The following is a 23819-nucleotide window of genomic DNA, read 5'->3' as shown; positions in this document are numbered from 1 at the left end:
AAACGATAGCGAGTTTCGTATGAAAAAATACTTCAATCAGCATCGACTAAGAGAATTCCGTCAGTGATAACGTCCTCTTCCACCGCAAGCCCGTTGGTTGTCCAGATCGAAACCCCACCTGTTGGGCACGACGCACGCGCGCTCACCGCCTCTCCGTCTCCAATGGAAGAGGCTCCCGTGGTTAGCGAGTCCTCTGATGAAACACCTCAGGCAGCGGGGGACTGGATCCTAACCAGGAGGTACGCAAATGCACTAAAAAGTCCGGTCATTCAAGAGCAGAATCTGGACTATAAAAAGTTAAAGATAGACATCCCGCCAAACTCTTCCTTCGGACAATGGCGAAGGCATCTGCATGATATTATTGAAAGCCGCGCAATGAAGGATTGGGCAGCCGATAAGAACATTGACCTATCCTCCCCCATCAAGATTGATGCCCGCAATGGCACCATCATTTCCGACTGGGCCGGCGGCGCTGTAAGCGTATACGACTTTCCTGGCTGGCCTCTGCTCATGAGTGCCGTCAAAGCGCTGACGCCGTACGGCGGGGTTGTTACGATCGGGGAGAAAGATACCGCACAGGCGCAAGACATCGGTTTCTTTTATCACAAGCATGTTCCCTTTGATGGCTCCACCCCCAAGCCCGCTCAAAAAGAAATCTTGAAAGAGTATGCTGATCAAGTGCTGGAGGGGCCCCCTTTCGAACCAGCAGATTTGCATAGCCCTTTCAGGGAGAACCTCAGTCTGCAACAGACCGAACTGGGTGACTTTAATAATCGTAGGGCCGTGAGTGGCCAGATAACCGCCAGTCTTGTTGCAAAGCTGGGAAGGCTATCGAACTCCGCAATTCCCTATAGCACTCAGGAAGAACGCGCACAGCCTTTTGGACCGGACCAACGGGAGGCGTTGAAAAATACGGTATTCACTGTAGACCCCGCCTCATCCTATTTTCGAGAACACAACCTGATGCCAGGGGCGACTGTAAGCCTGCATCAGTTTATGGAAGATCAAGGTATAGAGATTCCCACAAGCTATGATCAACTTGTGGGGGTGGCCAAAGCACTGATGGGTGTCCCCCCGGTTAAGCCTGCTCTCGGAGATCTGGGCGGTGCGCTTTCCTGGCCAACGCTGCTAAGCAACGAAGATCAGCGCAAGCTCCACTCTGTCATTCGCCACGACTTGAAAGATACGCAAGACAACAATTTGCTCGCTCATTGGACCCGTAACGTTCACTGGGACGCCAGCGCCCTCAACGATAATCCTCATCAAGTGCTTAACGACCTTCTCAAGTCCACCAAAGCACGACTCTTGGGCATGAGAGCGAGGTCAGAGCTGGGCGAAATAGCTTCGCCTGACACTATCATGGAGTGGATGCTTGCCGCGCTCCAAACTTCCTTGGACAGCGAAAGCGTGTTCACGAACCCAAACGCTTCAACGAGAACCACGGTCGCTGGATTCAACTTGGCCACCCCCCACCTTGGAGGGAAAAGTGCATCCGCTATACGAAGCGCCCTGAGTGAACACTTGATCCGTGAGGGAAAAGCCACGGCCCGAACCGCCCCTCTCGCTGTGTTTGTACTGTTGTCTCGCAAAGCGCCGGAACTTTTGGTTAAAAATATACCTGAGGAAGTTAAATTTGGCTCGCACACATGGGTCAGTTTCAGCACTGCGGTGGCGCGTATCGAAGCCCAGGCACCTGGTTCCACCAGTAAAATGACATTTGCACAGGTGATGACCCGTGCTGAACAAATACCACTTTATCCTCAGGAAAAGCTCGTTGAACAGCTTGCACAAAGTGACGCGCTGAAAGACTGGGGTATCGTAAACGGCATCTTGGACGTCAACGGCGAGGATGTGTATACAGGCGCTCAGATGGATGAGGTGCGCAACGCATTTAATAAACAGGTGGCTGAGTTGAGCGCAGCGTCGACTACGCTTGCAACGCAGATGCCCCAGTTTCAGAAAAAAGTGGCGAAATACTTGCAATCGCTTCTACCACATTTATCTCTGGAAGATCTTCAAGATAAATGCATCACTCGTGATACCGCTCATCATGACTCCCCTGGTCCTTATTCGGTAGTGGATTTGTACCTGACGAACAGGCTCAAACCGGACGATATACAATGGCGGTCAAGTAATAGCAAAATAAGCCTGCCCGCCATTCGAGCAAGACTGAGCACGGAAACTTCGTCAGTATCAGCTCTAAAGGCTGAATTTGAACATGAGTTTTCCGCTTACGTTGATGACCATGAAGCGGCAATCAGTGCGCAAACCAAAAACTTGATTTCATCGCTGCCCCTGTCTGACCGGAAAATGATTGAATATGGGCAGCTCACCGTTGCTCAACATTCTGTCGTTAATCTTCCCGCTACCACAGGGCAATTAAAGAGTCATCCAAGGAATGAGGGAAAAATATTTTTGCGTAGTAGGCTCGATGAAAAAACGCACACCTATGAAATAGACTGGCATAAGAACACCATTATAAAACGCGATGATTTGAATGACGCAAAAATCGGCTCGCCCCCTACAAGCAGTTCGCCTATTCCACCCGGAATGAAGCCTGGAGACAGCTTCGACCTGCTTACACCCATTGCCCCTGCCAGTAACTATACTGACAAACTGCTTGATGAAAAAAACGACACCAAGATACCCAGGAGCTACTTTAGCGAGCGAACACGCTACATCGCGGATGCAAAGTTGAAAATTGCCGACATTCAGTCGTATAAAGAAATAGCCAAGGGTATGACGACGTTCGATACAGAAGTATCGACCAATAAAAAAATAGGTGATTTTTTCCTGAACCTTGTTCCGTTTTACTCTGCGGTCAATAATTTTGCGAAGGGCAACGTTGGCGAAGGTATCGTTGACCTGGCCCTTGATGTGTTCGGTTTTTTCGTTTCGTTCAACGCGGCCGCAAAGGGCGTAAAAGCCCTGAAGATAGGATCATCCGCATCCCGATACTTCAAGTATGGTGCCAAGATTTTCCGTCGTGGCATCATCGGTGCACTCAATCCACTGGACGGCGTTGGCACGCTAGTGAGCGGCGTTGCAACTGCCGGAAAAAACCTGGCCAAACTAGCCACCCGAAAAGTCATAAAATGGACTATGCCGGAAACCTATAAGGCGATAAAAGCGTTGAAAGGTTTTGATTCCGGCGCGATAGGAACCGCTAGAATTCATGGAGAACTCGTTGAAACTGTCGCAGCACAGAAGAATGGCAAATGGTATGCCATCGATACAGTTACCCGGCAACCCTACGGGCTTCCCCTCAAAGACTTCTTACCCTCTCCGCGAATAAATGTGGAAGAATTTGGGAACTGGGCGAGTGCGGCGGACCCCAAAAAGAAAATAAGCGATGAGATAGTCAACAAGTGGAAAGGAAGCGTTATAAAGCATCGAGGAACAGCGGAGTTTGATAATGGTTACTATATCGGCGCTTATAGCAAGGTGCCTGGACTGGACAGAGCTAAAAAAATAGAAGACATTATGAAGTTGGCTGGCGACAGCACACTCACTGCTGAGCAAGTAGGCATTATTGCAAAAAAATACGATGATATTGCGTACGGTTTTGGGCGCTCCGGTTCGGCGCGATTCATTGACAATATAGAACCTCGCTTCGGCAACGTGATCCCTGTGCCGCAAGTTGTCTACCTGACTGAGACATTACAGCTGTCTGACGGGCAGAGTGCTGCGCTGTCCCGTGTAATGGCGATGGCAATGGAGGAAGGAAAGGAGGCGCAACTCATTAAAAATCTCTACACCGCTGCGGCGTTTCCTACAGACCCAGCCTCACGCAAGTTCATTCAAGCTCTAACCAAACTTCAGACTCAAGTAGGCGGCCAGACCGCTTTCCACGCTGGGAAAACTCCTCGGCAGCTTTCCTATCAAGCCATGATAAAAGAATTGAGCGATTCGCCGGTTCAAAAATCGATAATGATCGATACGCCGGGCCATGCAGTGTCAGCGGGGATCAAGGTAACAGAGGGCGAAAAGCTATTCTGGTTTTATGACCCAAATTTCGGTGTGGCAACGTTTTCAAGCGCCGAGGCCATGGAAGGTGGCTTGAAGAAACTTTTCCATGATAAAAAACTGAATGTTCAATATAAAACTCACAGCCTTGACAGGAACGCTCTTGAGTTTAAGGTTTTTGATCATGATGACACCTGGCTGCAAAAAAACAGTGTACTCAGCTCAGAGGTGAAGCCATTATATGACGTGCCACTGACCCCTTCGGGTAGACCGCGCAACCTCACTAACGAAGAACTGAGGCTCAACTTGGAGAAGCTGCATGCGCACCCTGGCAACCGATGGCTGATTTGTTACGAAGCTTCCATACGCGTGGGGCAAGCTGAAAAAACCCTTTCGCCTCAGGTATTCGACACCGTTGTAGCCGCCACAAATCGCAAAGGCGGTAATAACTATTCAGCCGGCTACCTTGAACTCATGGGCATCAAGCCCGACAGCCTGAAAACCACCTTCAATCCCGCTGACATTACAGAGTCGGGATTTATTAACTTCAAGTATGCCAATGAAGGAGGGGATTTCTCTCACACGGTGTATATACAAAAAACCAGCAATAATGAGTTATTCCTTTTCAATACTAATAACCTGAGCTTTGATGCGGCGATGATCAAGAGTGGCAATCTTCCACAGACCAGCGCCGGAATCAGCGTCTATAAAATTAGCGATGGCAACCACAAAGGTCTTCAAGATTTCATCGACGGACTTGGGGAAAATGTCAAGCGACAATATGCTTACACCCCTGCGAGTGAACTAAACGCAAACGTTAAGAAGGCCCAGCCTTGATTGAATGAAATGCGCGGCGCCCGATATGGCGCCGCTTGCTTCAGGCCAACAACCGCTGGATATGCTCTTGCAACGTATCCAAATCAAACGGCTTGGCGAGGATAGGTGCATTGCGCGTGATCGGGCTGTTGCAGTCGAGAATTTCCTGCGGGTAGCCGCTGATAAAAATCACTTTCAGTTCCGGTCGCAGCTTCAGCGCCGGCTCGGCAATCTGCACCCCGGAAATCCCGCCAGGCAGGCGATAATCGGTGACCATCAGGTCCAGGTGCGGCTTGGTCGCAAGGATTTCAAAGGCCTGCTCCCCATCGATCGCCTTCAAGACCCGGTAGCCCAAACCTGCCAGGTATTCACCCAGCACAAACATAATGGATTCGTCATCCTCGACGATCAGTACGACATCTTGCGCATCTTCACTCATGGGAAGCCTTTGTCCGGTCAATTGCTGCAGTTACGACCATGGGGTCACGCAGAGGTTGCGTTGAGCTGACGATTGATTTCACGCAGCCGCCTCAAGGGGCAGGCACACCCGAAACAGGGCGCCCTCGCCTATCTGGCTCTCGACCTCAATGGTGCCGCCATGGGCAGCAACAATCTGCTCGGAAATAAACAACCCCAGGCCCAGGCCAGCGGCGGCATGGTTGGCGGAAACCCGTTCGAACTGCTGAAAAATGCGCTTCTGGTTGGCTTCACTGATACCAATGCCACGGTCGCGCACTTCCACACGCGCCTCGCCATGCTCGGTATACACCCGCACATCCACCGGGCTTTTGGCCCCGTAGCGCAGGGCATTGGTCAGCAGGTTGGTAATCACCTGCTCGATACGAAACTCATCCCAGTTGCCTTCCACAGCCTCGTCGGCCACCAACTGCATCGACGACTCGGCAGCGGCGACCTGTGGTTCGAAGTTATGTACGAGGTTGCGCACCAGTTGCGCCAGATCAAAATGCGCCGGGCGTATGGACAGTTTGCCGGTGCGGATGCGCGACACATCGAGCATGTCTTCGATCAGGCGGATCAGGCTTTTGATCTGGCGCTCATCGCGGTCGACCATCGCATGCATCTTGTCCAGGGTAAACGCGGCAGCGTTGTCACGGGCCAGGTGCATCTTGCGCAGCTGGGTCTCCAGAATCAGACCGTTCAGAGGCGTACGCACTTCGTGGGCGACAATCGACATGAAGTCGTCACGCATACGCACCGCCTGTTCCAGCTCGGCCTGTGTAGCCTGCAGGCGCGTAAGCAACAGCTCCTGCTCGCGGCGGCTGCGCTCCAGTTCCTCGACTTGCAGCTTCATCGCCTTGCTCTGGCGATACAGGTCGACGAACACATTGACCTTGCTCTTGACCGCGTGGATGTCCAGCGGCTTGTGCAGGAAGTCTACCGCCCCGCTTTCATAGCCCTTGAAGGCATAGTTGAGTTCGCGGCCGGCGGCGCTGACGAACACAATGGGAATGTTCTTGGTCTTTTCGGTGCCGCGCATCAGTTCGGCCAGTTCGAAACCGTTCATGCCGGGCATCTGCACGTCGAGAATCGCCATGGCGAATTCGTGTTCCAGCAACAAGGACAACGCCTCGTCGGCACTCAATGCCTTGAAGACCTGGCGATCCTCGCGCTTGATCAGCGCTTCAAGGGCCAGCAGGTTTTCCGGCAGATCGTCGACGATCAGCAGTTTGGCCTGGACAGTACTTAACATGGGAAGGGTTCCAGGGAAGCCAGCAATGAGCCGATCTGGCTCAAGGAAAGAATATGGTCAGGTGTATGCAAGGCCAGGGCCGCCAGGGGCATCACGGCGATCCGTGCCTGTTTGGGGTCCTGCACGATGGTGGTGCCGCCGGATTGCTTGACGTGGGCCAGCCCCTGCGCGCCGTCCTGGTTTGCGCCGGTCAACAGGATCGCCAGCAGGCGCGGCCCGTACACATCGGCAGCCGAGGCAAACAGGTAGTCGATGGCCGGCCGTGAGTGGTGCACACGGTCTTCCTGGCTCAGGGACAGGCTGCGGTCATGTTCCACCGACAAGTGATAACCAGGCCCGGCAAAATACAAGGTGCCCGCCTCGACCGCCTCTTTGTCCCGGGCTTCCTTGACCGGAATGCTCAAGCGCCGCGCAAAGACTTCTGCCAACTGGCTGCGACGCTCATCCGGCAGGTGCAGCACGGCGATGATCGGCAGGCTGAAGGTCACAGGCAGTTCACCAAAAATGCTCAGCAGGGCCTCAACGCCGCCGGCGGAAGCGCCGACAACGATAGCTTCAATCCCACGCATCGGGGGGTCATGCGCCTCGCTCATGATTTTCGGTAGATCCGTTCCTGTTTGACCAAGGGTTCGAATTGCTTGCTGTAGGCAGAAAAATCCAGGGTTTCCTTGCTGCCCAAGACGAGAAAGCCACGATGACACAGCGACTCATGAAACAATCCGAATGCGCGATCCTGCAACTTTTTATTGAAATAAATCAATACGTTACGGCATGAAATTAATTGTGTTTCTGAGAACACGCTGTCGGTCGCCAAGCTGTGGTCGGCGAAGGTCACGTTCTCGCGCAGCGTCTTGTCGAAGATCGCATAATCGTAGGCTGCGGTGTAATAGTCGGCGAATGAACGTTGCCCGCCTGCCTGCTGATAATTGGCTGTGTAGGCGCGAACGTTCTCAAGGGAGAAGATGCCCTGCTTGGCTTTCTCCAGCGATGCCGGATTGATGTCCGTGGCGTAGATGATCGTGCGCTCCAGCAACCCCTCTTCGCGCAACAGGATGGCCATGGAGTATACCTCCTCGCCCGTGCTGCAGCCGGCGATCCAGATCTTGATTGACGGGTAGGTCTTGAGCAGCGGTACCACTTCCTGGCGGATGGCCAGGAAGTGCGACGGGTCGCGAAACATTTCGCTCACCGGGATCGTCAAGAATTGCAGCAACTGCATGAACGCTGCCGGGTCGTGCAGCACCCGCTCCTGCAGCGCCGAAATAGTCGCGCAGTCGAACTGGCGCAACGCGTGGGCAACGCGCCGTTTGACCGACGCACCGGAGTAGTCACGAAAGTCGTAGCTGTACTTGAGGTAAATCGCCTCAATCAACAGGCGCAGCTCAATGTCGCTGCTTTTGTCCAAAAAACACTGCTCCACTTAAATACGTTCCATCTTCGGTAGCCATACGCGAATCAGCGAGAACAGACGGTCCAGGTCGATTGGCTTGGCCAGGTAGTCGTTGGAGCCGGCCGCCAGGCAGCGTTCCTGATCGTCTTTCATTGCCTTGGCCGTCACCGCAATGATCGGCAGTTTTTTCCAGCGCGGGTCCTGGCGGATCAAGGCCGTGGCCTCGTAACCGTCCATCTCGGGCATCATCACGTCCATCAATACCAGGTCGACATCTTCGACTTCGTTGAGTTTGTCGATAGCTTCGCGTCCGTTACGCCCGATAACCACTACGGCGCCCTTGTGCTCCAGGGCGCTGGTCAGGGCGAAGATATTGCGTACATCGTCGTCCACCAGCAGGATCTTGCGCCCTTCAAAGACCTTGTCGCGGCTGCGGGCCGTCTTGAGCATCTTCTGGCGGTCATGGGACAGCTGGGATTCGACTTTGTGCAGAAAGAGTGTGACTTCATCCAGCAGGCGTTCAGGTGAGCGTGCACCCTTGATGATGATCGAGCGGGAATACTTGCGCAGCTCAGCTTCTTCATCGCGGGTCAGGTTACGCCCGGTATAGACGATTACCGGCGGGAATGAGCAGATATCTTCGGTGGCCATGCGTTTGAGCAGCTCATTGCCGAGCATATCCGGCAACTTGAGGTCGATGATCATGCAGTCGTAGATGTTGTTGCGCAGCAGGTCGAGGGCTTCCTGGGCAAAGCCTACGGCGGTGATCTCGATGTCATCGTCGCCGATCAGGCGGGCAATGCTGTCACGTTGCAGATCGTCGTCCTCTACCAGGAGCACGCGCTTGACCTTCTGGGTCAGCTTGGCTTCCAGGCGGGCGAACACGTCCTTGAGCTCTTCTCGAGTGGTGGGTTTGACCGCATAGCCGATGGCGCCCATGTGCATGGCAGCTTCGACGCGGTCTTCCACGGAAATCACGTGCACGGGGATGTGCCGGGTGTTGGCGTGCTCTTTGAGACGCTGCAGCACGGTCAGCCCGGAATGGTCTGGCAGGCGCATGTCCAGCAGGATCGCGTCCGGGATGTATTCCTCGGCAAGGCTGTAGCCTTCGTCGGCGCCGTGGGCGACCAGGCAGTGGTAGCCCAGCTCGTGGGCCAGGTCGAACAGGATGCGCGCGAAGTTGGGTTCGTCTTCCACCACCAGGATGCAGCGGGTGCTGAAAGGGGCCTTTTCACGGTCATCGGCAAAACGTGGGATCTGCTGGGTATCAGTGACTGGCAGCGGAGAAATCTTCACCGGTGCAGGGTTTGGCGCGACCACGGCTTGGCGCGGTTGCTCGATAGGTGCTGCGTCTTCCTCACGCTCCACGTACTGCTCCGGCAATACCAGCGTGAAAATGCTGCCTTTGCCTGGTTCGCTGGTCACGCTGATGTAGCCGCCGAGCAACGCCGCCAGGTCGCGGGAAATGGACAGGCCCAGGCCGGTGCCGCCATAACGGCGATTAGTGGTGCCATCAGCCTGGCGGAAGGCTTCGAAGATGCTTTCTTGCTGGTCCAGGGCGATACCGATGCCGGAGTCGCGCACGGTAAAGGCAATGCCCTCCCCTGGCGCCCTGGAGACCGTCAGGCTGACCTCACCCTGTTCGGTGAACTTGATGGCGTTGGACAACAGGTTCTTGAGGATCTGCTCCAGACGCTGCCGATCGGTAAACAGCAAAGTCGGTGCACCCTCCTGCACGTCCACCTCAAAGCCCAGCTTGCGATCTGCCGCCAGCGGCTCGAACATGCCCCGCAGGCCGTCGACAAGGCGTACCACACTGGAGTTCTCCGGGCGCACTTCCAGCTTGCCGGCTTCAACCTTGGAAATATCCAGAATGTCGTTGATCAGGTTGAGCAAGTCATTGCCGGCCGAATAGATCGACTCGGCAAACTTGACCTGCTCGGCGCTGAGGTTTTCCTGAGGGTTCTCTGCCAGCAACTTGGCCAGGATCAACGAGCTGTTCAGCGGGGTGCGCAGCTCGTGGGACATGTTGGCAAGGAACTCGGACTTGTATTTGCTGGAGCGTTGCAACTCATCGGCGCGGTCTTCGAGCTCCAGTTGGGCCTGATTGAGCTGGATGTTCTTGCGATCCATGGCGTCGCGCTGCTCGGCCAGGGTCTGGGTCTGCGCGGCCAGTTGCTCGTTGGTCTGCTCAAGCTCGGCCTGCTGGGTTTCCAGGTGGGCCTGGGATTCCTTGAGGATACGCGACTGTTCTTCCAGCTCTTCGTTGGCGGTCTTGAGTTCTTCCTGCTGCACTTGCAGCTCTTCGTTGAGCTGTTGGGTTTCGGCCAGTACTTCCTGCAAGCGCTGGCGATAGCGAGCGGCTTCGATAGAGGTGCCGATATTGCCGGCAATCAGTTCCAGCAGTTCAACATCGCGCTCATCCAGCGCACGCAGGAAGCCCAGTTCAACCACGCCGTTGACGCGGTCTTCATCGCTGGTCGGCATCACCAGCACGCTGCGGGTAGCGCCTTCGCCCAGGCCGGAGCTGACCTTGAAGTAATCCACCGGCACATCGTCCAGGCGAATCAGGCGATCCAGCTGGGCGGCCTGCCCGACGATGCCTTCGTCGCTATAGATCGACTGCTCCTGCTGCTCTTGCTCGCGGGAGAACCCATAAGTGGCCACGCGCTTGAGGCCGCCGTGCTCTTCGCGCACATATAGAGCGGCAACGGCCGAGCCCATGTACTGGGCGAAGAACTGCAGGATGTTGCGCCCGAGCATGTTCAGGGTCAGCTGGCCAAGCACCTGTTCAGCCAGTTCGGTCTGGCCATTGCGTAGCCAGGCTTGCTGTTCGAGGCGTTGCGCAATCTTCTGTTGTGACGCGAGGTTTCTACTGTAACTATCTGAAAGTGAAACTAAATTCTTTCTACCGATATAAGCAAGAAAACCACTCAGTCCCAGTACGAACACCAGGTACAGGGTGACGCTGAGCACCGTCGTGCGGGTGACCTCTTGGTTCCGGGTGATGCGGAACTGCTGCTCCATCGCCACCGCGTCTTCGTACTCCCGGCGAATCTCGTCCGTCAGGCGTTTGCCACGGCCAGCCTTGACGGCGCCACGGTAGTCACCGTTCTGGCGCTGCATATCAATCATCGACTGGGCGTAGGTGTTCCACTCGTTCTGCAAGGCTTCCAGGCGTTTGAGGCGGTCGAACTGCTGGGGGTTGTCCGCCACCAGGTCTTGCAAATTACGCAGGTCGGCAATGATTCGCGGCTTGGCCACTTCATAAGGGTCGAGAAAATGCTCGTCACCGGTGATCAGAAAACCGCGCATGCCGGTTTCAAGGTCCACGGTCAGCTTGGACGTTTCATTGAGGTTATTGATGACCCGGTCGGTGTGCTCCACCCACTGGATCACCGACAGTAAATAGGTGATCAGGCAGACGAAAAATACCGCACTGAGCACACCCACGCCCAACGGTAGGGCCACGTTTCGGCTCAACAGGGTACGAAAGCTCTTTTCATCGACGGACGAAGCGGGAGTCATGGGCATGCCTTGGCCAAGTGCGGAAAAACCGGGAGTTTGCCCCAAAGTGGCGCTTGAACGCTATTTTTCTACGGCCGAAATACACAGGAATCATCACCCGCGAGCAAAAAGTACGCCATGGCTTTGCCTATTTTACATTCGGTTATTGACGTTATTTCTCACACAGCGGAGTAGGAAGTATCGGAACCTGCCCCATCCACCCCCCCACTCAGGAGGGCGTCTCGGGACAAGGAGGCTCCATTAGGAGGGCGCATTTCCTATCCACATTTAAGGTTTATCTATCATGTTGAATATCGAGCCACGTGCTTTGTCCTCTGTGTCAAGCGCCATTCCATTCCCTGAAGAAACACAAGCCCCCGACACCCCTAAAACTCAATCGACCCTATCGTCCCCCCCTGCGCGCACCAGCCTGATACCTCCCCGGAAAACCGGTTTGGCCGCCCAGTTGGCAGACAAAGAAAATTTGAAGTCACTGGGCCAAAAGCTCCAGCAGATTGCGGCGAAACTGGGTGAAGAGGCGCAGCCCTCAGCCGTCCTCGCCGCGCTTGGCAACACCCCGCTGGATATTCACCCTGGATCTTCCTACGCTGAAGAAGCGGGTGGCAGTGTGACCCTGGAGACCTTCATCAAGAAGTTCCTGGGGTTGCCGTTGCCCAGTAGCCATGTCCAACTCACGGGCCTCGCGTCCACGGTGACCAGCCGCTCGATGGAAAACCCGCTGGGCAACCTGAGCGGCGCGCTGTCCTGGCCGGTGCCCTTGAGCGAAGATGAACAACGACGCTTGCGTAACATCACCCTGAATCAAGAACATGCGCTGGGTGATAAGCCGTTATTGATGCAAACCAAAGGCGGTGTATTGGAGTTCCTGCGCTACCAGCAACCCATTACCACAGGGCCTCAGGATGATCCGGCTAAAATACTGCAGGCACTGATCCGTACCCCGCAGGCACAGTTGATGGGCAAAGACCTGCAGGAGCGAATGCAAGGCCTTGCCAGCGACAGCAGCGTGACAGACTACCTCTTGGCGGGCATCACATTGCAGTTGGACCCGGAGTCGATCACCGCTCCTCATCGCAATAAAATCGCCGGTTTCGATCTGGCCAGCAACCAGCACTGGGGTAAGCCTGCGTCCGCTATCATCGATAACCTGTCCAATTGGCTGATCGATAAAGGCAAAACGTCCCCGGAAATGGCCAAGGTGGGGGCCTACCTGCTGTTGGCCGGCCGCGCGCCTGAGTACCTGATCAAGGACATCCCTTCCAGCGTGAAAGTCGGCAGTGCCCTGTGGGCCCAACTGACCATCGCCGCCGCAAAAATCGAAGCCCACACACCTGGTCGGGTTCCCGGCATGACCTATGCCGAAGTGCTGATAGCAGCAGAATCCTTACCGGCCAATACCTACGCCGTTCAAACGGCCCAGCGCGATGCCTTGATACTTTGGGGGATAACCCGAAACCTGCTGTCCCCCCATAACAGCGAACCTGCACCTTCACAAATCGAACAGGTCAGGGTGGCTTACAACAACCATCTGAAATCGCTGACGGATATCTCTTCTTCCATACAAGTGCCTATCCCCAATCGCACGGAGATGGCGCTTGACTGCCTGAAAGCTGAGTTTCCCGACGTTGATCCGGCGGTTTTCGAAGCTCGAGTATTGGCCAAGCGTTACACCGGTGATGGCCGCGCTCCCAGCGGTGACCCGAGAATGCGCTCCATGCTCGATATTCTGCTGGAGGGGGAGCGTCTAGGGGAAAAATACGCATGGATCACCAACGACAAACGGATTCCGATCACTGCATTCAATCGCTTTGCACGCACCGAAGAGTGTGACATCACCGCAAACTTCATGGATCAATATGAAAAGGCTATAGCGGCACAAAAGAAAGGCCACCATGGGATGGTCAAACATCTGATTGGCGAGCAGCCATTGGAAGATCGCAAAAACTTTGAATTCGGCAAACTTGAATACTTCTACAGCGATGAATACCGCAAAACAAAGAACGGTAGATTAGAGTTGGTCAAACGTGACCGTACCTTGTATGTGAAAACCACCCGAGAGGGCGTGGAAAATCTCTACCACATCAACACCAGCACCGGCAGTATCGAGAAAAAAAACGAGCTGATCTCAAATTTCCCTGGCCTGCTCACCCTAGAAAAAACCAATAAGGCCGGGGAACAACTCCACGCGATATCAAGGCCTTATCACCCTTTCACCAACTCGCCGGCCCCTGACTCTGCAGAAAAACCTGGCAGTGATGCGATTCCCAATAGCTTCGACTCCAGCCGAACCAATGCGATTGCCAGTTTCTACCTGGAAAAAATGGACCTCGACCGCAAGGAGTTACTCAATTACGCCAAGAGCGTTACTTCCTTCGAACATGATCGGATGGGCGATAGTCAGGTGGGTGAGTTCCTGCTCAATCTGATCCCATTTCGGTCTGCCGTTAACAACGTTCGGCAAGGCAACTACGGCGAGGCGGTATCTGACCTGGCCTTCGATATCCTCGGATTCCTCACTTTTGGCGTGGGCAAAGCTGCGCAAGCCGGCAATGCCGCCCTCAGGGGCGTGCGGACCTTTAGTGCTGGCGCCAGGGCCGTGAAGACAGCAAAGCTCTTCGGTGCAATGGCAATTGATTCACTCAACGTACTCGGCGGTCTGGTCGGCGGGATAACCGGGGTTGGGACCCTGATCCATAAAATTGCGACCAAGGGGCTCGAATGCGTGAACATGCTCAAAGGCGCAACCGGTAGTTATGACCTGCTTAAAGCCGCCAGTAAACAGGAGGGCATCGTCGCAACCGGTACCTACAAGATTACAGAGCAGACGGTCGAAGGTGGTGCTGTATTTCGAGAGGGCAAGTGGTACGCCTACGACCCGATCACGCAGAAGCCTTACGGAGCTGCGCTGGTTGATTTCACACCTGCAACGGTTGCCGCCAATGGTCAGATAAACAGCAACTTTATCGATTGGTTAGCCAGGTATGCTGCACCCAATCCAACAACCACCCGCGATAAATTCAGAGAAGTACTAGAGACCGTCCAGAGAAATGATAGCGCGGGGTACAAACAAGGCTTTGACTCGGGCGTGGCCGAAGATGTCCCAGGCTACCACCCGACGATGAAGCAATCAGAGGTGAGGGATCTGGCGGTCACGAAGGTCAATGATCCCGAAGCGGTAGGCACTTTGGCCAAGGAGATACAAAAACGCATGGCGGACACTAGCCGTGAACACTACAAAATCTTTCAAAAAGAGATGGTTGCCCAAGGGGGCAGGACCTACGAGATGCCGCAAAACCTCTACCTCAGCCAAACGGACCTGGCTTCAAATGGAGAGTGCGCAGCCATTGTGAATACTATGGCGCTGGCTATTTTGCGCGGCCGCAGGGATGAGTTCATCAATAACTTTATGAAAGCAGCTGAGCATACTGACGACAAGAACGTAAAGGCTTTTCGTAACCAGCTGAACCAAATGCATCAGGTTCTGAGTAGTAATTATCACGGCACACAACCCTTCAGCCAGTTAGCGTACACCGGCATCATCGACGAACTCACCAACGCAACACGTCCGACACTCTTGAGGATCAGTACCAAAGATCATGGGCTGCTCGCAGGCGTCACCCTGACCCCAAACAACGAGAAAGAATGGTTTTTCTTTAACCCCAACTTCGGATTGGCGACCTTCCCGGATGAGGCCTCAATGCGCCGGGGGCTGGAAGTCTCTTTGAACAGCGGGTGGAGCGCCGGCACGCTCAATCCTGTCGACGTTGCAAGCGGCGTACCGGCATTCAACGCCAGCTATTTCACCGAAGAAAGCTTTACCCATACCGTGCCCTACAACAACCCGCATGCCCTGATCAACGCAAATCTTTAACCTTCGTACGATCACGTGCGTCAATGGCATTCTTGGGCAGTGCCATTGGCGCCTTCTACGTCGAAGACGTGGTATCTCAACAGTAGGGCGTTACTCCATTACGCCAAGAACACGATGCATCGCTCTCAACGCGACATTTGCCTCTATTCCCTTCACAATACCCCACCGCAACGGAACTTGCCGAGATCGACGCGACTCATTAGAGAATGGTCTTTCAAGCGTTGAAGACACGCCCTTTATTTTTCAGGAATCTCCCTTATGCCCGCTGAAGCATCCACCATCCTTGTAGTCGAAGACGATGCCATCGTGCGCATGCTGATCGTGGATGTACTCGAAGAGTTGGATTTCAAGGTGCTTGAGGCCGCTGACGCCGAAAAGGCACTCGAAAGGGTGCAAGACACCAGCCAGGTGATCGACTTGATGATGACCGACGTCGGCCTGCCAGACATGAATGGCAAGGAGCTGGCGACCAAGGTCCGCGAACTGCGCCCCACCCTGCCTATTCTATTTGCCAGTGGCTATGCCGAAAATATTGATGCGACGTCCGGCATGCAGGTGATCGCCAAGCCATTTTCCATCGACCAACTACGTGACAAAGTCAAATCAATGCTTCCAGCCTGACACCTCCTTTAGGATCTGTCCGCGTCGACGAAGGGATTAACGTGACGTTCAGCCAATAAAACTGGAAACTCTGCGCCTTCACCTCACGCTCTTAGACAGAACTCAGGAAGGACGCAACAACATGATTGGAAAACCGACGCGCCTGCTGTTGGCGAGCCTCTCGATATTTATGAGTACCGGCGCCTGGGCTGACTTCACCGCCAGCCCGAGTGAAGCCCGGGCAATCGCCAAGGAAGCCTACCTGTACGGTTTCCCGGTGGTGCAAATGTACAAGACGCTCTACACCCAGGCCGTTGACAAGGGCGGCGCCCACTTCAAGGCGCCGTTCAACCATATCGGTAATACCGCGCAGGTATTGACCCCCAAGGACACCGCGCTCCCTAGCCCGAACGCCGACACACCCTACTCATTCGTATGGATGGACCTGCGCAAAGAGCCTCTGGTACTGACCCTGCCCAGGATTGAAGACGAGCGCTACTACTCGGTGCAGTTGATCGACCTCTATTCCCAGAACATTGCTTACCTGGGCACCCGCAGCACCGGCAACAACGGCGGTCACTACATGATCGCCGGGCCTGACTGGAAAGGTCAGCAACCGGTGGACATCGACCGAGTGGTCTACAGAGAAAGCAACATCGCCTACGCCCTGTACCGCACGCAGCTGTTCGATGACAAGGACCTGGGCAAGGTCAAGCAAATCCAGAGCGGCTATAAAGTGCAACCCCTGAGCAGCTATGTGAAGCAGCCTGCCCCGGCCAAGGTGCCGAAGATCGAATGGCCCAAGCCGACGGCGACCATGACCGAAGGCCCGCAACTGTTTCGCTACCTGAACTTCATGCTGGCCTTCGCCGCCCCACAGGACAGCGAAAAAGACCTGCTGGCGCGCTTTGCCAAAATCGGCATAGCGCCGGGTGCGCCGTTCAAGGTCAACCAATTGACAGCAGAACAGCGCAAGGCCCTGGAAGAAGGCATCGCCGATGGCCGGGCCGAATTTGCCGCCTTCAAGAAGGACAAACTCGACACTCATCAGGTTGCCCAGGCTGATCTGTTCGGTAGCCGCGACCGTCTGCAAAACAACTACCTGTATCGCTACGCCGGTGCCGAGTTAGGCATTTTCGGTCACTCCAGCGACGAAGCGGCTCACCTGAGCTACATCGTCGACAGTGAGGGTAAGCCGGCCAACGGCGCACGCCACAGCTACACCGTGCATTTTGCCAAGGACCAGTTGCCACCGGCCGATGCGTTCTGGTCGCTGACCCTGTACGACGCCAAGACAAAATTGCTGGTGCCCAACCACAAGAAGCGCTACCTGATCAACTCGCGGATGTTACCGGCCCTCCAGCGTGACGCCGACGGTGGCCTCACCCTGGCGCTGCAACACCACGAGCCACCGAAAGCCGAACAGAGCAATTGGCTGCCGGCCCCGCCCGGTCCGTTCTATGCGGTCCTGCGTATTTACCTGCCCAAGCCCGAGGTGGGTAACGGTCAATGGAAGCTGCCCCCGTTGACACCGCTGAAATAGCACCTGGGCTTGCCGAGGCTCAATGTTTTTTGAGCTTCACGTAGGACTGATGCAGGTCCGACGCCCAGCCGTCAATGACAACTTTCACGTCGTCGGCCTTGAGCACCTGTGAGTCATTGGCCAATGGCTTGCCGGTGCCTTTGCGCACCACCTGGGCCACCACTTTGTTCGTGCCTCCATCGAGGAACTGCGCCTCAGTGCCCAGCGTGGTCTCCTGATCGCGGATACCCGTGCCGGTGCTGACTGCTGCGGCCACCAGAGCCACGGGGATAAACTCGTAGGGTTTGAGGCTTTCGGTCTTGCTGCTCACGGCGGTAATCGCCGCACGCACCACGATCACGCCTGGGCCTGGAGCATTGGCCAGGGGCAGTGACTTGGCCAGTTCACGCCTGAGCGCCTGATTGTAATAATCGCTGATGCCCCGCAGGGTGCTGTCCGGAATCTTTGCGGTGGCCTGGGGTTTGGGATAGAACTGGGTAGGCTCGATGTACGCCGCGGTGTAGCGGCTCAAGTCCAACTGCGGATCGACCCAGCGCATCACCTCTGCCCCGGAGGGCGACTTGGCTTCCTTGAGCTGGCTGTAATTGGAGAGAAACCCTGAATACTCATCCGGTTGCGGCACCTTGCTGGCACAGCCTGCCATGCCGAGCGAGGCGACGCACAGTGTGCTGATCATGAGCCTTAACTTCATTGTTGAACTCCCTGGCGACCATCATCGTAAGAATGAGATTTAGGTATAGCCAATACTTGGGCAATGCACCTGATTAAATGCAGAGCCTGTTTTTTTCTGTGCCGATCATGCGCGTTCGCGAGGGATCAGGCTTTGCAGCTGAGCGGCCAGGAAGTTGGCGTCGAAACCGAAGGTGTCCGGGTCTTTCAGGCCGTTGGTTTTCTTCCACAGCCAGTCGTGCTTATCCGCCGGCAGGACCAGCGACACACTGCCGTGGCGGGCGGCGGTGAGGCCCATCACCGACACTGAAATCAAACCACCGACGCCCATCACATCCGGCACGAACTCCACGCTTTTGCCAGTGATATGCACACTGAGTTTTTCGCTCTTGAAGGGTGAACTCTCCACCGGCACGCTCGGGCTGCTGGCGGTGTAAGCCTCGCGCTGAACTTCCAGCAAGCCTACGGTTTTTACCGGCTCCAGCCACTGTTCAATCTGGCCGAACAGCTCGCCAAGCTTCTGCGCCCAACGTGCTGATTGCAGGTCGAACTGCTGCTGTTTGTGTGCTTCGCTATCGGCGTAATGACGAAGCATCTCGCCCAGTTGCTGTACATCGTCCATTGCGGATTTCCTTGGGTGAGCCAGGTCGCGAAGCGTCATCATGGCAGATGCAGCCGCTCAAGGGGCGAGTAACGCGTACGAATAGGGCGAACGAGGTCAAACGCGGAAATCGGAACGCGCGATTCGCCCACTTATGCTCATTATGAAGTCTTCATTTTTGTCGCCATCGAAATCGAAACGCAATAAGGTGAGCTTATGGCTACGATAATACTCGCTGGTGACGGTGAGTTGAGGGTGGGCTGCGCGCAGGGCGGAAGTATCCAATTTATCCTTGCCGCTGACAAAGTCCGTTATTGTTGTGCTTCCCAAGCTGACGGATGAATCATTCGCGCCAATAACGAAGGTATTTTTACCCGGCCCGCCAGTCAGCTTGTTAGTGCCAGAGTTCGCCTTGACATAAAAAATGTCATCGCCCTCACCGCCCTCCAGTTCGTTACCGACGTCATTGCCAATTAAAATGTCATTGCCAGCACCGCCAATAGCCCGTTCGATGGTGACGCCATTGGCGATCGAAACGTTCCCTATGCCTCCCCCTACATTAGAGAAGCTGCCCGACCTTAAGTTGATAACCTGATCTTGCTTGAATGCGGAGAAATCGAATGTGTCTTTACCACCGGCGTCCCACACGCAAAATAATGGTAAATCATCGCCCGACGCCAATTTGAATACTTCACGATCGGCATTTGAGTTAAAGCCATATGTCGTATCTCCCGTACGCGTTTGAAGGTTCACACCGAATCGATCTTGCATGAGAGCGATATCATCCATCATCGGTGTACTTGAATACTGATTGCCCTCACCATGGGATTTATTAAAGCGATGGTCTGAGCGGTTTTCCAGAAAAGGACTTCTTAGCGTGTAAGCCAGCGTATTTTCCGCGTACTTGCTTTGCGATGCTGTGGGCGCCGGGTCAGGAAGCCCTAATTTAAAGGCCGTCGCCTTTGCAATGACGTGACGCCCAAAATTATTGGGTTTTTCCAGCCCATCGACATGGCCCTGGCTCAGCGTTACCAGCACCCTGCCGGGCTGATCATCGGACACGGGTGCATACCAGGGGGCCTGCCACTTGAAGCTACTGCCATCAACCTTAAACTGCATATGATGGGATTTTGCATTGACAGACTCTTTGAACCGAATATTTGCAGCATCGCTGAAATTATTCAGAGTCTCACGGATGACGCCTTTTTGTGTTTCTGTGAACCGGCTGGTCGTGGCGCCCGTTTCGGCACGATTGGAGAACTCATACGTCACCTCCGCGGGGTCCCCGGGACGCAGTGAACCCGCAAATCCGCTGGCATGTTTTGACCTCTCTAATACTTGGTCCGTGGACAATGAAACTTGGCGATATTTAATTTGATTGCCGCGGTCGCCTGCATGATCAATTTCGACGACAGTCCTGTGTGCCACGCTGGTGGCGTTTAACCTTGTCAAAGCAATGTTCGGATCAATATTCATGAGGTAGTCCTAAGGGAATTGGGAATTTGTCTACTCGTCTGACGGCAGATTAGTGACCTGCGTATCAGTGGTATTCCTACACAAGACAGTTCCAAAACTGACTTGGCACTTGAGACGCGGCTCGCCTGGTAGCGTTGGCAAAAACTCCCGCCGGCGTCCGGCCTTCAAAGGATGTAACCCCAGGTACAGATGACAGCTGTAACGAACCGCCTTCATTGGGTAAGGTGAAGCCTCATCCCCTTGTCCGGAGCATTGCATGCGCACCATCGGCCTTATCGGCGGCATGAGCTGGGAATCCAGCGCCGAGTATTACCGCCTCATCAACCAGCGCGTACGTGACCAGCTTGGCCCTTTGCGCAGCGCGCAGATTTTGCTGTACAGCGTGGACTTCGGCCCGGTGGAGCAGGCCCAGCACGCCGGTCGCTGGGACGATACCGCGCTGATCCTGGAGGACGCCGCGCGCCGTTTGCAGGCAGGGGGCGCCGAGTGCGTGGTGCTGTGTACCAATACCATGCACCTGGTGGCGCCGCGTATCGAGGCGGCGGTGTCGATTCCATTCCTGCATATTGCCGACGCCACGGCGGCCGCGGCGTTGGAGGCCGGTACCTTGAAGGTAGGTCTGCTCGGCACCGGTTTCACCATGGAACAGGACTTCCTCAAATCCCGTCTCGCCGCCCAGGGCCTGACCGTGCTGATACCGGACGCGGATGAGCGCAAGCAAGTGCACCGAATCATTTATGAAGAGTTGTGCGTGGGGGTCATCAGCGACGCCTCGCGCCAGGTGTATCAGCGGGTGATCCAGGCGCTCGCCGCGCGCGGCGCCCAGGCGGTCATCCTCGGCTGCACGGAAATCTGCCTGTTGATCCAGCCCGAACACAGCGCCCTGCCGCTGCTGGACACCACCGCGCTGCATGCACAGGCGGCGGTGGCGTTTGCTCTAGCGGATTAAGCCGACTTGCGCAGGCGCGCCATGCTCAGGGTGTCGACAAACGCACCGTCACGCAGGGCGTAATCGCGCAACCGCCCCTCCACTTCGAAGCCGAACTTGCGATACAGGTGATGCGCGGCTTCGTTGTCGGCATACACCGTCAGTTCCACGCGGTGCAGGTTCATCCAGTTGTCGGCGACGTCCAGCGCGGCGGTCAACAGCCGCGAGCCGACGCCCTTGCCCTGCCAGGCAGTCGCCACGCCCATGCCGAACGAACCGACATGGCTCTGACGCACGCGCAGGTACTGCTCCAGGCCCAGTTGGCCAACCACTTCACCGCCATGTACCGCCACCAACTGCAAGCGCCGCTCGTTATCCATCACCAAACGCTTGCGCCAGGCTTCCACCGATTGGAAAGGCATTTGCAGCACCTGACGGCAGACCGCCGGTTCGTTGTAGAGCGCGGCGACGCCCTCAAGGTGGGCCTCGGTAAAGCGCTGGATCACGATATGGGGCTCAGGTGCGTGCATTGTGTTTCATCCTTTGAAAGACCAATGGCGGACCAGTGTAGGGGCAAAGTCAGGCGCCTGACGAGCCCGGCGTTTTCCCACACATCAACCAGCGCCATCCTGCATCTGAACGATGGCAGTCCAGCCGTGCAACATCGATACTCAACCCAGGCCCTGCCCCCTGAACCCAGGTCCCGGCCTTCACCCTGTGACGAGAACAACAAAAAAAGTCCCACAGAGGAATACCTATGAGTCGCCTTGATTCCAATGGCCTGTTGCAGGCCTTCAGTACCCTGGCCCTGGATCTGCAGCGCCTGGCTCAACATCAAGACATCGAACATTTCCAGCACCATGCCCTGGCGCGGCTGAGCCAGTTGCTGGCATTTGACAGTGCCTGGTGGGGGCGCGCGGCGGTGATTGAGGGTGTGCCGGAGGAGCACAACAGTTACCTGTACCATTTGCCACCACACTACCTGGCGGACTGGCAGTCGATCCGCCATCTGGACGTGACCGTCGGCCGAGTTCATGCAACACCCGGCCAGGCCGTGATCATCGACATGCGCGACCCGGCCAATGGCAGCGCCTTGAATTGGCTGGGGCAGCGCCACGGCCTGGACCAATTGCTGTGCGTGATCCATATCGACCCGCAAACCCACCTCAGCGACCACCTGACGCTGTACCGCAAACCCGGTGCGCCCAGGTTCAACACCCATGACTGCCTGCTGCTCAATAATCTGATGTTGCATCTGGTGGCGGCAGTGTCCGCGAACCAGATCCGCACGCTGGTGGCCATGCGTGAAACCCTGACCAGCCCACGCAACCTCGCCTTGGCCGTATGCGACCCTCGAGGCGTATTGCAATGCGCCGAGCGCGGCTTTATCGACATTTTGCTCAGTGAGTGGCCGCGCTGGAGCGGCCCTACCCTGCCGGTACAACTGGATGAACGCGGCCATGCCGGCAAGCACATTCACATCCAGGTTTCGGCAGTGGGCGACCAGTTGCTGCTGGCGGCGCGCCTCAACCGTGCACTGCCCCAGTTGAGCCCGCGAGAGAACGACGTGGCCCAGGGGTTTGGCGAGGGCAAGACTTATAAGCAAGTGGCCCGCGACCTTGGCCTTTCACCCAATACGGTGCGCCACCATCTGCGCGCCATTTACACCAAGCTCGGGGTCAACGACAAGGCGCGTATAGCGCACTTGGTGCACGCCCCTCCCGACTGATCCTCGCCCTTTCAACTTAAGACTTTGCCACGCTCGTTTTCACGGTCGCGGGCAGCTGTTGCCCGTTTTTTGGCTGCCGCTTACAAGAGATGCCTTGCCATGATTCATTCACCTCTATGCAAGATCACAGTGCTGCTTGGCGGCACGCTGCTCAGCCTCGACAGCCAGGCCGCCGACCTTAACGCCCGGGACTTTTTCGGCGCACCGCCGGGCACCAGCCTGGGGGTGGTGTACCTGCCCGCCACCCGTGCCGGCGATTTCCATGGGCCCGCCGACAGCACCGGCAAGGCCGACCTCAAGGTCAACGCCCTGGCCTACCGCCAGGTGTATTTCACCGACGCCTGCGGCACGCTGTGTACGCCGCAGTTCATCCTGCCATTTGCCGATATTACGGCGCGCTTGCCCGGCACTGAGCAGCGCACCCGCGAGCGCGGCCTGGGCGATCCACAAGTGGGCGGCACGCTGTTTTTCATCAACGACCCGGCATCGCGCACCTACAGCGGCCTGTTGAGCCTGATCACCGTGCCGCTAGGTGAGTACCACAGCCATAACCCGGATGTGTCCCCGGGTGCCAACCGTTGGGGCGCCACCTTTGTCTACAACTACACCCAGGGCATCGGCGACAACTGGGTGCTGGAAGCCAACCTCGAAGCCCAGCTTTACGCCAGGAATGACGACTATTTTGGCAGCGAACTCAAGCAAGCCCCGCTGTACCGCCTGCAAGCCTTCGCGTCCTATGACTTCAGCGCCGCCACTTACGGGGCACTGCGCCTGATCCAGGCGGATGGTGGTGCGCTGCGCATCAACAATCGCCGTATCGACGATACCCACAAACGCTACACGCAACTGGGCCTGGAACTGGGGCATTGGCTCGACACCCAGAACCAACTGATGGTCAGCCTTTCGCAAAACGTCGCTACCTCCAACGGCTATGCCGGGACCGAGGCCTTGCTGCGCCTGGTCCATGTGTTCTGATCCCCATTCCTGGAGT

Annotated in this window: 16 protein-coding genes; 7 read left to right on the top strand and 9 right to left on the bottom strand. The window is 55.9% G+C overall.

Annotated features, from left to right (window positions below; translation table 11 throughout):
* The first annotated feature begins 177 nt into the window (after nucleotides 1-177).
* Complete coding sequence (locus tag PSEBG33_RS13490) at nucleotides 178-4803, top strand: YopT-type cysteine protease domain-containing protein (protein ID WP_032803540.1); 4626 nt, start codon at nucleotides 178-180, stop codon at nucleotides 4801-4803.
* Between the two features lie 40 nt (nucleotides 4804-4843).
* Here PSEBG33_RS13490 and PSEBG33_RS13495 read toward each other — a convergent pair whose 3' ends face one another.
* From PSEBG33_RS13495 to PSEBG33_RS13515, 5 genes are all read right to left on the bottom strand, one after another.
* Entirely contained in the window at nucleotides 4844-5221 is a 378-nt protein-coding gene (locus PSEBG33_RS13495; protein WP_005788286.1) for a response regulator, read from the bottom strand.
* A 78-nt stretch (nucleotides 5222-5299) separates the two neighbouring features.
* Nucleotides 5300-6493 (bottom strand): hybrid sensor histidine kinase/response regulator, encoded by a 1194-nt coding sequence (locus PSEBG33_RS13500; protein WP_005788284.1) that lies wholly within the window; start codon nucleotides 6491-6493, stop codon nucleotides 5300-5302.
* Nucleotides 6487-7086, bottom strand: coding sequence for a chemotaxis protein CheB (locus PSEBG33_RS13505; protein WP_005788283.1), 600 nt, complete (start codon nucleotides 7084-7086; stop codon nucleotides 6487-6489). Before PSEBG33_RS13505 ends, PSEBG33_RS13500 begins: the two co-directional genes overlap by 7 nt.
* A complete protein-coding gene (locus PSEBG33_RS13510) occupies nucleotides 7083-7913 on the bottom strand; it encodes a CheR family methyltransferase (RefSeq protein WP_171905487.1) in 831 nt (276 codons plus the stop codon). Before PSEBG33_RS13510 ends, PSEBG33_RS13505 begins: the two co-directional genes overlap by 4 nt.
* Entirely contained in the window at nucleotides 7914-11411 is a 3498-nt protein-coding gene (locus PSEBG33_RS13515; protein WP_005788279.1) for a response regulator, read from the bottom strand.
* Nucleotides 11412-11694: 283 nt separating this feature from the next.
* Between PSEBG33_RS13515 and PSEBG33_RS27380 the strand changes: the two genes are divergently transcribed.
* The 3 genes from PSEBG33_RS27380 (at nucleotide 11695) to PSEBG33_RS13525 (ending at nucleotide 17425) form a co-directional block, all read left to right on the top strand.
* On the top strand, nucleotides 11695-15282 hold the full coding sequence (locus PSEBG33_RS27380) for a hypothetical protein (RefSeq protein ID WP_005788277.1): 3588 nt from the start codon (nucleotides 11695-11697) through the stop codon (nucleotides 15280-15282).
* Between the two features lie 258 nt (nucleotides 15283-15540).
* On the top strand, nucleotides 15541-15903 hold the full coding sequence (locus PSEBG33_RS13520; RefSeq protein ID WP_005788275.1) for a response regulator: 363 nt from the start codon (nucleotides 15541-15543) through the stop codon (nucleotides 15901-15903).
* A gap of 121 nt (nucleotides 15904-16024) precedes the next feature.
* Nucleotides 16025-17425, top strand: a complete 1401-nt coding sequence (locus PSEBG33_RS13525; RefSeq protein ID WP_005788274.1) for a DUF1254 domain-containing protein — start codon at nucleotides 16025-16027, stop codon at nucleotides 17423-17425.
* A 19-nt stretch (nucleotides 17426-17444) separates the two neighbouring features.
* Here PSEBG33_RS13525 and PSEBG33_RS13530 read toward each other — a convergent pair whose 3' ends face one another.
* The 3 genes from PSEBG33_RS13530 to PSEBG33_RS13540 form a co-directional block, all read right to left on the bottom strand.
* Nucleotides 17445-18116: a DUF3313 domain-containing protein gene (locus tag PSEBG33_RS13530; RefSeq protein ID WP_005788271.1), complete on the bottom strand. Its 672-nt coding sequence runs from the start codon at nucleotides 18114-18116 to the stop codon at nucleotides 17445-17447.
* Nucleotides 18117-18221: 105 nt separating this feature from the next.
* Nucleotides 18222-18716, bottom strand: a complete 495-nt coding sequence (locus tag PSEBG33_RS13535; RefSeq protein WP_005788270.1) for a hypothetical protein — start codon at nucleotides 18714-18716, stop codon at nucleotides 18222-18224.
* A gap of 96 nt (nucleotides 18717-18812) precedes the next feature.
* Nucleotides 18813-20171, bottom strand: coding sequence for a M10 family metallopeptidase C-terminal domain-containing protein (locus tag PSEBG33_RS13540; protein WP_005788269.1), 1359 nt, complete (start codon nucleotides 20169-20171; stop codon nucleotides 18813-18815).
* Nucleotides 20172-20427: 256 nt separating this feature from the next.
* On the opposite strand from PSEBG33_RS13540, the gene PSEBG33_RS13545 reads away from it, so the two are divergent.
* Complete coding sequence (locus PSEBG33_RS13545; RefSeq protein ID WP_005788267.1) at nucleotides 20428-21120, top strand: aspartate/glutamate racemase family protein; 693 nt, start codon at nucleotides 20428-20430, stop codon at nucleotides 21118-21120.
* On the opposite strand, the gene PSEBG33_RS13550 is transcribed toward PSEBG33_RS13545, so the two are convergent.
* A complete protein-coding gene (locus tag PSEBG33_RS13550) occupies nucleotides 21117-21629 on the bottom strand; it encodes a GNAT family N-acetyltransferase (RefSeq protein ID WP_005788265.1) in 513 nt (170 codons plus the stop codon). The two genes, PSEBG33_RS13545 and PSEBG33_RS13550, sit on opposite strands and share 4 nt — an antisense overlap.
* 227 nt (nucleotides 21630-21856) lie before the next feature.
* Here PSEBG33_RS13550 and PSEBG33_RS13555 point away from each other — a divergent pair, with 227 nt between their 5' ends.
* Entirely contained in the window at nucleotides 21857-22828 is a 972-nt protein-coding gene (locus tag PSEBG33_RS13555; protein ID WP_005788263.1) for a helix-turn-helix transcriptional regulator, read from the top strand.
* Between the two features lie 99 nt (nucleotides 22829-22927).
* Nucleotides 22928-23803 carry a transporter gene (locus tag PSEBG33_RS13560; RefSeq protein WP_005788261.1) on the top strand — a complete coding sequence of 292 codons (876 nt, stop codon included), beginning with the start codon at nucleotides 22928-22930 and terminating at the stop codon, nucleotides 23801-23803.
* The last annotated feature ends 16 nt before the right edge of the window (nucleotides 23804-23819 follow it).

The organism is Pseudomonas synxantha BG33R (assembly GCF_000263715.2).
Lineage (GTDB): Bacteria > Pseudomonadota > Gammaproteobacteria > Pseudomonadales > Pseudomonadaceae > Aquipseudomonas > Aquipseudomonas synxantha_A.
The sequence above is the reverse complement of the archived record's forward strand: the minus strand, read 5'-3'. Positions and strand labels throughout refer to the sequence as shown.

Excerpts from the sequence above, each read along its gene's own strand:
- PSEBG33_RS13495 (WP_005788286.1), bottom strand. The coding sequence starts at position 5,221 with ATGAGTGAAGATGCGCAAGATGTCGTACTGATCGTCGAGGATGACGAA.
- PSEBG33_RS13520 (WP_005788275.1), top strand. The coding sequence starts at position 15,541 with ATGCCCGCTGAAGCATCCACCATCCTTGTAGTCGAAGACGATGCCATC.
- PSEBG33_RS13555 (WP_005788263.1), top strand. The coding sequence starts at position 21,857 with ATGAGTCGCCTTGATTCCAATGGCCTGTTGCAGGCCTTCAGTACCCTG.
- PSEBG33_RS13500 (WP_005788284.1), bottom strand. The coding sequence starts at position 6,493 with ATGTTAAGTACTGTCCAGGCCAAACTGCTGATCGTCGACGATCTGCCG.
- PSEBG33_RS13535 (WP_005788270.1), bottom strand. The coding sequence starts at position 18,716 with ATGGACGATGTACAGCAACTGGGCGAGATGCTTCGTCATTACGCCGAT.
- PSEBG33_RS13540 (WP_005788269.1), bottom strand. The coding sequence starts at position 20,171 with ATGAATATTGATCCGAACATTGCTTTGACAAGGTTAAACGCCACCAGC.
- PSEBG33_RS13515 (WP_005788279.1), bottom strand. The coding sequence starts at position 11,411 with ATGACTCCCGCTTCGTCCGTCGATGAAAAGAGCTTTCGTACCCTGTTG.
- PSEBG33_RS13550 (WP_005788265.1), bottom strand. The coding sequence starts at position 21,629 with ATGCACGCACCTGAGCCCCATATCGTGATCCAGCGCTTTACCGAGGCC.
- PSEBG33_RS13505 (WP_005788283.1), bottom strand. The coding sequence starts at position 7,086 with ATGAGCGAGGCGCATGACCCCCCGATGCGTGGGATTGAAGCTATCGTT.
- PSEBG33_RS13560 (WP_005788261.1), top strand. The coding sequence starts at position 22,928 with ATGATTCATTCACCTCTATGCAAGATCACAGTGCTGCTTGGCGGCACG.
- PSEBG33_RS27380 (WP_005788277.1), top strand. The coding sequence starts at position 11,695 with ATGTTGAATATCGAGCCACGTGCTTTGTCCTCTGTGTCAAGCGCCATT.
- PSEBG33_RS13530 (WP_005788271.1), bottom strand. The coding sequence starts at position 18,116 with ATGAAGTTAAGGCTCATGATCAGCACACTGTGCGTCGCCTCGCTCGGC.
- PSEBG33_RS13545 (WP_005788267.1), top strand. The coding sequence starts at position 20,428 with ATGCGCACCATCGGCCTTATCGGCGGCATGAGCTGGGAATCCAGCGCC.
- PSEBG33_RS13525 (WP_005788274.1), top strand. The coding sequence starts at position 16,025 with ATGATTGGAAAACCGACGCGCCTGCTGTTGGCGAGCCTCTCGATATTT.